Annotated in this window: 8 protein-coding genes; 3 read left to right on the top strand and 5 right to left on the bottom strand. The window is 46.2% G+C overall.

Annotated elements, in window-relative coordinates:
• The 5 genes from B3182_RS05760 to mfd form a co-directional block, all read right to left on the bottom strand.
• Window positions 1-433 (bottom strand): sugar-transfer associated ATP-grasp domain-containing protein (locus tag B3182_RS05760; protein WP_292751924.1); only part of this gene is annotated, 433 nt, incomplete at its 3' end.
• Window positions 430-1,941, bottom strand: coding sequence for an inactive transglutaminase family protein (locus tag B3182_RS05755; protein ID WP_292355790.1), 1,512 nt, complete (start codon window positions 1,939-1,941; stop codon window positions 430-432). The genes B3182_RS05755 and B3182_RS05760, both read right to left, overlap by 4 nt.
• Before the next feature lie 9 nt (window positions 1,942-1,950).
• Window positions 1,951-2,820 (bottom strand): ATP-dependent zinc protease, encoded by an 870-nt coding sequence (locus tag B3182_RS05750; RefSeq protein ID WP_292355788.1) that lies wholly within the window; start codon window positions 2,818-2,820, stop codon window positions 1,951-1,953.
• A 90-nt stretch (window positions 2,821-2,910) separates the two neighbouring features.
• Complete coding sequence (locus B3182_RS05745; protein WP_292355786.1) at window positions 2,911-3,678, bottom strand: methyltransferase domain-containing protein; 768 nt, start codon at window positions 3,676-3,678, stop codon at window positions 2,911-2,913.
• Window positions 3,678-7,136 (bottom strand): transcription-repair coupling factor, encoded by a 3,459-nt coding sequence (gene mfd, locus B3182_RS05740; protein ID WP_292751921.1) that lies wholly within the window; start codon window positions 7,134-7,136, stop codon window positions 3,678-3,680. The genes B3182_RS05745 and mfd overlap by 1 nt, the downstream gene beginning before the upstream one ends.
• 152 nt (window positions 7,137-7,288) lie before the next feature.
• On the opposite strand from mfd, the gene B3182_RS05735 reads away from it, so the two are divergent.
• Genes B3182_RS05735 through pgsA form a run of 3 tightly spaced genes read left to right on the top strand, consistent with a single transcriptional unit; the run spans window position 7,289 to window position 9,963 of the window.
• Entirely contained in the window at window positions 7,289-7,498 is a 210-nt protein-coding gene (locus tag B3182_RS05735; protein WP_292355782.1) for a hypothetical protein, read from the top strand.
• A 12-nt stretch (window positions 7,499-7,510) separates the two neighbouring features.
• Window positions 7,511-9,352 carry an excinuclease ABC subunit UvrC gene (uvrC, locus tag B3182_RS05730; RefSeq protein WP_292355780.1) on the top strand — a complete coding sequence of 614 codons (1,842 nt, stop codon included), beginning with the start codon at window positions 7,511-7,513 and terminating at the stop codon, window positions 9,350-9,352.
• Between the two features lie 53 nt (window positions 9,353-9,405).
• Window positions 9,406-9,963, top strand: a complete 558-nt coding sequence (gene pgsA, locus B3182_RS05725; protein WP_292355778.1) for a CDP-diacylglycerol--glycerol-3-phosphate 3-phosphatidyltransferase — start codon at window positions 9,406-9,408, stop codon at window positions 9,961-9,963.
• The last annotated feature ends 60 nt before the right edge of the window (window positions 9,964-10,023 follow it).

Here is a 10,023-nt window from a genome sequence, read left to right as displayed (position 1 = left end):
ATAGACCCGCCAGAATATTGCTGACATGGCGTTCCAGATCACTAATAGTGGCAAATTGACCGTTAGACTTCCGGTAACCTTCTTCACTCTGACGAGTAATTACCATGATGCCCTTACCGCCTGATCCGTGGGCTGGTTTGATGCAGAATCCGCTACTACAGCGCTGCAGAATCTGACTTAATTCTTTAACCGCATGCTGTTCACTGATAACGCCAATTAAATCAGGGACTTTTACCCCGGCCTCTAGGGCCAGTTCCTTGGTCTGAAGCTTATCGTCTACTAATGGAAAAAGATGCCGGGGATTGTAACGGCTAATATAGGAAACATTACGACGGTTCATCCCCAATACACCGATTTTACTCAGTGCACCGGGATGCGCGTAACGTTCACGCATGGTTTGGAACCAGTTCATTTTTACTGCTGGCTCGCTCATGATTTGTCCAGTTTGGTTAACGGTTTAAAGCGTTTTAACTCCAGTAAACGATAGCCGGTGTAACTTCCTGCCACCAGGGTCAATCCCATCAGGATGAATTGAATTCCCATGAAGTTGAAGGTCAAGTGACGCACCCAGTCCAGATTCATTGCCATATAAGCCAAAATGGCCACCAACAGAGAACCGCCACCCTGAATCATGACTTGTTTGGCACCTTCTTCTTCCCAAAGAATCGACATACGCTCAATGGTCCAAGCCAGAATGATCATCGGGAAGAAGGTGATTTTCATACCTTCAGTCAGGCCAAATTTATAGGCGATGATGGAGAAAATGGCGATCATGCCAATAACCATGATGATTACCGCGGATATTCGGGCTACCAGTAATAGATTCAGGTAGGACAAATAGGAGCGAATCATCAGTCCCACACCGACAATCAATAAAAAGCCAATCAGACCGGTCAGCAGACTGGTTTGAATAAACGCCATGGCGATCAATACCGGCATAAAGGTACCGGAGGTTTTGATACCGACCAGAATGCGCATTAATACAACGATTAAAACACCAACCGGGATCAACAAAATGCCTTTGAAAATGGCCTGCTCTTCCAGCGGAAGTGTATATAACGAGAAATTCAGCCATTCATTATCGGCAAACTTTTGATTTAACGCGATATTAAAAGGTTGTTCCTGAGAGATCATTGAAAAGGAAACCTGAGCATTTGTCGCCCCAATGACTTCCAGTACCGGTCCGGAGTGATATTGCCACAACAACATATTTTCCGCTTGACCCTGCTCACCTGTTTCAGGATTGAAGATGTCATATTCTTCCCCCTCAAACACCTGAATATATTCAATTAGCGACTGTCGGCGACGGCCATCCTCAAGTTCTAATGCATGGATACGCCTCGCTGGTACACCTGCCTCCTGTAGCAATTGTGAAATCCAGGCTGTTCTGGGTTTGACCTGTGCCAGCAGTTCAGCGGTTTGTTGTTGATTATTAAACTCATGTATTAACTCCCGAGCCAGCGTGTAATTGGATGATGAACGTTCTATTGCACGATCGAGAATCATTTGTGCTGCAGTAGCATAGGGCTCTTTTTCGACATTCGGTTTAGCGCTTGGAATGACAACCTGTTCGTCTGGAATGGCAAAAGGATCAACCAGCATATCTACTTTGTAATACAGAGACTGGTTACCAGTTGCCTCACGAATTGACCATTCAGCATAGGTACCACTTTCACGTTCAACAAAAGAAAGCCCATAACCCGGGCTGGCCGTCTGTTGGTTCAGCTGTGTAAAACCGGGTTGGGTATTTGGAATGGCTAAACGCGCCGTTACCGGATTTCCATCAGCTTCAAAATCTACCTTGGCTTCAATTGACCAGGTCTGTCTTTGCTCACCGGGAAACCACGGAATATCAAAAGCAATATGCCGGTGCAGAGTTAACGCAGTACCGGCAAGAAACAGCAGACTTACCAGAATATAAAAAGGCGTACGTGATGCCATGATGAATCCTTATTCTTCGTCTGATGCTTTAGGGTTAGCCTGCTTGGCTTTTTTCGGTATCGCCGATGCACGATCTTTGAGGATTTCGGGTTTTGGCTGAACATTTTTCTTAGCCACATCCACCACCGCGATATCTTTTAAAAATTCACGACCCAACAGAATCGGATAACTCATATGCGAGCGATCGGTCAGGGTGAACTCTGCGGTGTCCGTCATGTTACCAATACGAATGGTCAGTCTTACCACTGGGCGTTTATCAAGTTCGTTGGTCGAGGACTGGCGAATATTCGCTATGCGGGCAATGGGGGCTTCCACTTCGTAACTATTGTCGCTGCCTTCTTCCGGAACAATGGTGAAACGCGCCCATTTTTGTCCATCACGCTCCAGAGTAATAATATCCTGAGCTGTCAAAGATGATGTTGTGGCGCCTGTATCGACTCGCGCAGGAAACACCCGATTTACGGCTTCAATCCACAACCATTCTGTTTGGCCCAATACCAGTTTGTCATTTAACGTCATGGGTGCCGCTGGTGGACAACTGCTGGTTTCCATTGGCTGAATAGCTTGTACTGACTGAACAACGGCACGTTTAGCCAGTGTTTCATTCAGTTCTGCAACTTGATCATTAAGCTGATCAAGCTGTTTACGGGTAATTTGTTGTTCTTTGGAAAATGACTGTAGCCCAGACTGGTGTTTGTTCTGGTTATCAATGATTTTCTGGCACTGTTGGCGAACCTGAGTTTCCATTCGTGATTCAGTGTCGCTAAGTGCGGATTTTAATTGTTCATTGGAAACAGTCGGGCGTGACTGGTTTTGAATACAAGCAGTGGTCAACAGACTTGATACCAGGATGATGAATGGAAGTTTTAGTTTGAGCATGTCTTTCCTAAATCTTAAAACGGATTATAAAGTCAAAACGCGTTTATCAAGTTCGGCTTGATTGGGCTGCATATTATGAAGTATTCCCGGTTAACCCGGCGACTTTTTCTCGGCCAGTAAATGCACGTAACGTCCCATATCACGATAGGTTGGCATTCGGCAATATTGCTGCTCTAAAGCCAGCAATTCCTGTTCATTTGTCTGGCGACGAGTCTCAGAGTTCAAATAATCACTAAACACGCGGATTCCACTGTGTTGTTTAATGTCAAAACCCTTATTTTGTAAAAACTGAATCAATTCAAATGGGTATTGCGGATTGGGTGGGCTGAGCTTGTTACCAACACCAATATAGCGATCATTGAGAATTGGTTCCAGTCTCCAGCCACCACGAATGATATTTTTGTAAACCATAGCGTTACGATTATAGAACATCAATGAGAGATAACCACCGGGTTTAACGCGATCCATGACCTGTTTCAGCGTTTCCAGGGGAGTTGCCAGCCATTCCACAACGGCGTGACAAATTACCAAATCAAACGCTGCCAGTTGCGGCGCCAATTGTTGAATAGAGGCATGGTGAAAACTGGCTTCCAGTCTTGCCTGAGCAAATTCCTGTCGCGCCTGACTTAACAGTTTTTCAGAGATATCACACAATGTCAGCTGGTGACCAAACCCGGCTAACCATAAACTCATCTGCCCGGCACCACAGCCAGCATCCCAGATTGTTAATGGTTTTGCCTCGGTAAACTGCTGTAAATCCTGTTTAAGGATCTCTAATCGTAACTGGCCTTTAGCTGTGTCATAAATTCGCGCATTAAATCGCTCAGCCAAATCGTCGAAATTTCGATCCTGTTGCATCAGGCGGCCGGTTTAAGCAGGTTATCCAGCAGGGTATCTATAACCATGATCCGACTTTCCGCGTCCGGCATGTTATCGGTAAAGCGTAATTTATCCTGACCATCCAGTTTGAAGCGAGAGGGTTGTTTTTGAATCAACTGGATGATGGTCATCGGTTCAACCTGAGGTTCTTTATCAAACAGCAAACGACCCCCTTGATCATAAACATCAATCTTGCGAATACCGATGGTTTTGGCTTTAAGGCGCAACTCATGTACAGCAAATAAGGTTTGTACTGGTTCCGGTAACAAACCAAACCGATCAATCATTTCCACCTGCAGTTCGCGTAAAGCTTCTTTATCTGCCGCCGCTGCAATGCGTTTATATAACACCAGTCGGGTATGCACATCAGGCAGATAGTCGGATGGAATCAATGCGGGCACATGCAGATCGATTTCCACTGTGTGGCGCGCCATATTATCCAGATCCGGCGTTTTGCCTGATTTCAATGCATTGACCGCACGTTCCAGCAGTTCGTTATATAAGGTAAAGCCAATTTCCTGCATCTGGCCGCTTTGCTCATCACCCAATAATTCACCGGCACCACGAATTTCCATATCGTGGGTCGCGAGGGTAAAGCCTGCCCCCAAGTCTTCAATTGATTCAATCGCTTCAAGACGTTTAATAGCATCCGCTGTCATGGCCTGTTGCGGTGGGGTAATCAGATATGCATAAGCACGGTGATGTGAACGACCAACACGACCACGGATTTGATAAAGCTGTGCCAAGCCTAATTTATCGGCTCTGTCGATAAAGATAGTATTGGCAGTTGGTACGTCGATACCAGTTTCAATAATGGTGGTGCAGACCAGCACATTAAAACGCTGATGGTAAAAGTCGAGCATTACTTGTTCCAGCTCACGTTCACGCATCTGACCATGGGCTACGGCAATGCGCGCTTCAGGCATTAAGGTTTCCAGTTCGCGTGCGACCCGATCAATGTCTTCGACCTTGTTATGCAAAAAGTACACTTGTCCGCCACGTTTGATTTCACGCAGCATGCCTTCACGTATTTTGTCGGCATTCCATTGCAATACGAAGGTTTTGATTGCTAACCGGCGTGCCGGTGCTGTGGCAATAATCGATAAATCACGAATGCCGGAGATAGACATATTCAAGGTACGGGGAATCGGTGTCGCGGTTAAAGTGAGGACATCGATCTGGGCACGATATTTCTTCAGCTGTTCTTTCTGTGTGACACCGAAACGATGTTCTTCATCAAGAATAAACAAGCCCAGTCGTTTGGGATCAATATCCTGCTGTAATAATTTATGGGTACCAATGACAATATCGGCAGTCCCTTCGCTGATCGCTGATTTAACATCATCAAGCTGTTTCTTACTGCGGAAACGGGACAAAACTTCAACGCGCATGGGCCAATCAGCAAAACGATCTTTGAAGTTTTCATAATGCTGTTGAGCGAGCAGGGTGGTGGGCACCAGGACCAAGACCTGTTTGCCTGATTGAACTGCTAAAAATGCGGCGCGCATGGCGACTTCGGTTTTACCAAAGCCCACATCACCACATACCAGCCTGTCCATCGGTGTTTCTGATTGCATATCAGCAATCACCGCATCAATCGCATCCTGTTGATCGGGCGTAGTTTCAAACGGGAATGCCGCGGAGAAGGCTTCATATTGTTCATCGGGTGATTGCATCGGCGGTTTTTTGTTGGCAGCGCGTTTGGCATAAATATCGAGTAATTCTGCTGCCACATCACGTACTTTTTCAGCTGCACGGCGGCGCGCTTTTGTCCATTGCGTAGTACCAAGTTGATGTAACGGAGCAAGTTCAGGTGCGGAGCCGGAATAGCGGCTGATTAAATCCAATGAGGCCACGGGCACATAGAGCTTGTCGCCCTTGGCATATTCCAATGTGACATATTCAGTGGCGACATCACCAACATCCAGTGTTTGCAGACCCAGATAGCGGCCAACACCATGATCTTCATGCACCACGGCATCACCAATGGTCAGTTCAGCAAGGTTTCGGATGATGGCATGGGAGTCACGTTTTTTACGGCTACGACGTCGGCGTTGCATAACCTGTTGGCCGAACAGCTGGGTTTCAGCCACCACCGCAATGTTTTCAACTTGCAGTAGCAAACCCTGTTCGAGTGGAGCCACGGTAATGCATAGCGGAGCATTTTCGTTAATAAACGCATCCCAGTTGTCGACGACTTTGGGCTGCAGCTGGTTTTTACGCAATAGGTCCAGCAGGGTTTCACGACGTCCTGCCGATTCGGCAGCGATTAAGATTCGGCCGGAAAATTTATCGATAAACTGATGTAACGCTTCACAGGGACGATCCTGCTTGGAGTTCAGCGGTAAAGATGGTGGCATTACCGTGGCATAGTTGCTGTTACCTGCCGAGCCATCCAATTCAAAGTTCTGGCATTGCAGTCTTTGCCATTGTTTGAACTGACTGAATAATTCTTCTACCGGCACAAACACATTGATCGGGGGTAACAATGGTCTTTCTGGATCAACACTATGCTGACGGTAACGGATCTGGATTTCCTGCCAGAACAGTTCAGCAGCATTAAAGGTGTCATTGAGCTGTACTAACAGCGTGTTATCCGGCAGATAATCGGTGAGTCGGGCAGTTTGCTCGAAAAATAGTGGCAGATAAAACTCGATACCGCCCGGCATATTACCGGCACTGACTTCCCGGTAAATCAAACTGCGTTGCGGATCCCCATCGAAATACTGACGGAATTGTTTACGGAATAACGCAATACTGTCGTCACTAACTGGAAACTCTCGTGCAGGTAACAACTGAATCTGATCAATGGAGTCGATGGATCGCTGGGTTTCCGGATCAAAGGTTCGAAGCGTATCAATTTCATCATCAAATAAATCAATACGGTAAGGATGCCGACTGCCCATTGGAAACAAATCGATAATCGCACCGCGAACCGCAAACTCACCGTGCTCAATCACCTGGGCAACATTCCGGTAACCGGATTTTTCCAGTTTCAATCGCCATTGTTCAATATCAAACTGATCGCCAATCTTCAGTTCCAGGTGGTTGCCATCGAGAAATGCTCGCGGTGCAATGCGCTGCATTAGGGTGGCAATCGGCACCAGTAAAATGCCGCGTTTAAAGTCGGGTAGTTGATGTAATGTCTGCAGTCGTTCTGAAACAATATCCTGATGCGGCGAAAAGCTGTCGTAAGGCAAGGTTTCCCAATCCGGGAAATGCAATATTGGCAGCTCGGTATCGCCCAGATAAAAACGAATTTCCAGTTCAAGCCGATGGGCGCTGGCAACATCATCAGTGACCACTAATAACGGACCATTATGTTGCTGAGCCGCTTTAGCTAACAGCAAACCCTGTGCACTACCGTATAATTGTCCGGCACGAAGTTGATCTTTGGCTGATGCTGGTAAGACAGGCTGAAGCAAATTAGCTGGCAAGAGTGATACCCTGATAGTGAAATGATAAAGCGCGTTATTTTCCCACAATTGCCCGATCACAGCACTCGTGATTTCGGAGGAAGATAATGTCCTTACAAACAATAAGTGTTAATGCTATAGTCAAAATTTTTGCAACGAAGCGGAGATGGAACATGGGGAAACGTACGGAAAATGTTGTGTTATTAAAAGTTATTGGCACTGCTGAGTTATTAGCTGCCTTGGCCATGTTTTATTTTTATCACGAAAATGTACCTGCAGTAATCGGTGGATTAATTTTACTGGGTTTGTCTGCTAACAGTTTTTATCAGGCCCATAAATGTTATCAGCGCCAATATTCTCCACGAAAAGACGATAATTCTTAATTACGAAATTTAATGAGTCAGGCTGAAAACCCCACAATAGAATCCCAATTCGATCCGGTCAGTTTTGTAAAATCACTAACCAGTCGTCCTGGTGTCTACCGTATGCTCGATGCTGAAGGCACGGTCATTTATGTCGGCAAGGCGAAAAACCTCAAAAAACGTGTTGGCAGTTACTTTCGCAGCAGCGGTTTAACCAGTAAAACCCAGGTGATGGTGGCGCAGATCGCGGCGATTGAAACCACTGTCACGCATACTGAAAACGAAGCCTTGATCCTGGAAAATAATCTGATCAAGGAGTTGATGCCTCGCTATAACGTGTTATTGCGGGATGATAAAAGCTACCCATACTTATTGATATCCGGTGATAAATTTCCTCGCTTAAGCGTTCATCGCGGCGCCAAGCGTAAAAAGGGCAAATACTTTGGTCCTTATCCCAGTGCCGGGGCGGTTCGGGAAAGCCTGAATCTATTACAAAAACTGTTTCCGGTGCGTCAGTGCGAAGACAGTTATTATCAAAATCGCAGCCGGCCCTGTCTGCAATATCAAATTAAACGCTGTACTGCGCCCTGTGTAGATTTAGTCTCTGAAAGCGATTATCAAAAAGATGTGCAGCACACCATTATGTTTCTGGAAGGTAAAAACCAGCAGGTAATGGATGAGTTGAGCCAGCAGATGGACACGGCGTCACAGAATCTGCAGTTCGAACAGGCGGCTTTTATCCGTGACAAAATCATCAGTTTACGCAGGGTGCAGGAACGCCAGTATGTCAGCTCAATGCAAGGTGATTCCGATGTGCTGGCGGCGATAGTTAGAGATGGTATAGCAGTAGTTGAAGTCAGTTTTGTACGAGGTGGACGTAATTTAGGTAGCAAATCCTATTTCCCTAAAGGGTCGTCGGATTTGACCGAGTCAGAATTACTGGCGGCCTTTATACCGCAGTATTATCTTGGTAAAGACGTGCCGGCGGAAATCCTGCTGAGTCATGAAGTTGAAGAATCACAGCTGTTGCAGGAAGTATTGCAAACCGAATCGGGACATAAAGTCAGCCTGCGTAAGCCGCAACGTGGCCATGCGACACGTTGGTTGCAGATGGCGATGACCAATGCCGATATCAGTCTTACCCAGCGTATCAGCAGTCGCTCCAATTTATTGCAGCGTTTTGAAATTCTGCAGGATGTATTAGAGCTGGATGAAATGCCCAAACGTATTGAGTGTTTCGATATCAGTCACACCAGTGGCGAGCGCACGGTAGCTTCCTGCGTGGTATTTGGCCTGGAAGGCGCAATTAAAAGCGATTACCGTAAATTCAATATCGAAGGCATTACCGGTGGCGATGATTATGCCGCCATGCATCAGGCATTGAGTCGTCGATTTACCCGATTGAATAACGGTGAAGGAAAACGACCGGATTTACTGTTGATTGATGGTGGTAAGGGACAGATTAAAGAAGCGCAGGAAGTGCTGGCTGAGCTGAATTTAAGTGATCTTCCTATCTTAGGTATCGCTAAAGGTCCTGCACGTAAACCAGGTGAAGAAACGTTATTTCTGGTCGGTCGGGCTGGCGAAGTGACCTTATCTGCAGATTCACCCGCATTACATTTACTTCAGCAAGTTCGGGATGAAGCGCACCGTTTTGCCATTACCGGTCATCGTCAACGCCGTGCCAAAGCCCGTAAAAGCTCAACCTTGGAAGATATTGCCGGATTAGGACCCAAGCGGAGACAAAAATTATTGCAGCAATTTGGCGGCCTTCAGGAAGTAAAACGGGCAGGGGTTGAAGATCTACAGAGGGTGGATGGAATCAGTGCTGCTTTGGCACAAAAAATTTACGATATGTTCCATCCGGACAATTAAACACGTCATAGTGCTAACATAAGCGTTATCTATAGCTTATAACGAAACGATTTATGCTGAATATACCTAACTTACTCAGTCTGCTCAGGGTGCTTTTAATACCTGTTCTGGTGGTACTGTATTTTCTTCCCAGTACCTATGCTCCTTTGTGGGCCACCATTGTCTTTGTGCTGGCGGGTATCACGGATTGGCTGGATGGCTATTTGGCTCGAAGGATGAACCTCACCTCGCCCTTTGGAGCGTTTATTGATCCTGTCGCAGATAAATTAATTGTGGTGGTGGCGTTATTGCTGATTCTTTTCAAATCACCAGTATGGTTTATTCTGCTTCCGGTGATTGTCATCGTATTTCGTGAAATCACAATTTCCGCATTACGCGAATGGATGGCTGAAATTGGTGCCCGCCATGTAGTTCAGGTTTCTTCTATCGGCAAATGGAAAACCACATTTCAAATGGTCGCTATTGGTTGCCTGATATTCTATAAACCGCTGTTTGGATTACCTGTTTTTGAAATCGGTGTAGGCTTGTTATACATAGCCGCATTACTCACTTTGACCTCAATGATCAGCTACTTGAAAGCAGCCTTGCCAGTGTTGGTAGATAAGGGTTGACAGAAAATATTAAGTGCCTATAATGCACGTCTTCCTAAGCGGGAATAGCTCAGTGGTAGA

This window comes from Methylophaga sp. UBA4204, assembly GCF_002379485.1.
In the GTDB taxonomy this organism is placed as follows: Bacteria; Pseudomonadota; Gammaproteobacteria; order Nitrosococcales; family Methylophagaceae; genus Methylophaga.
This window is presented reverse-complemented; position numbering and strand designations above follow the sequence as displayed.

Coding starts and splice junctions, on each gene's coding strand:
- B3182_RS05735 (WP_292355782.1), top strand. CDS start 7,289: ATGGGGAAACGTACGGAAAATGTTGTGTTATTAAAAGTTATTGGCACT.
- B3182_RS05755 (WP_292355790.1), bottom strand. CDS start 1,941: ATGGCATCACGTACGCCTTTTTATATTCTGGTAAGTCTGCTGTTTCTT.
- B3182_RS05750 (WP_292355788.1), bottom strand. CDS start 2,820: ATGCTCAAACTAAAACTTCCATTCATCATCCTGGTATCAAGTCTGTTG.
- B3182_RS05745 (WP_292355786.1), bottom strand. CDS start 3,678: ATGCAACAGGATCGAAATTTCGACGATTTGGCTGAGCGATTTAATGCG.
- pgsA (WP_292355778.1), top strand. CDS start 9,406: ATGCTGAATATACCTAACTTACTCAGTCTGCTCAGGGTGCTTTTAATA.
- uvrC (WP_292355780.1), top strand. CDS start 7,511: ATGAGTCAGGCTGAAAACCCCACAATAGAATCCCAATTCGATCCGGTC.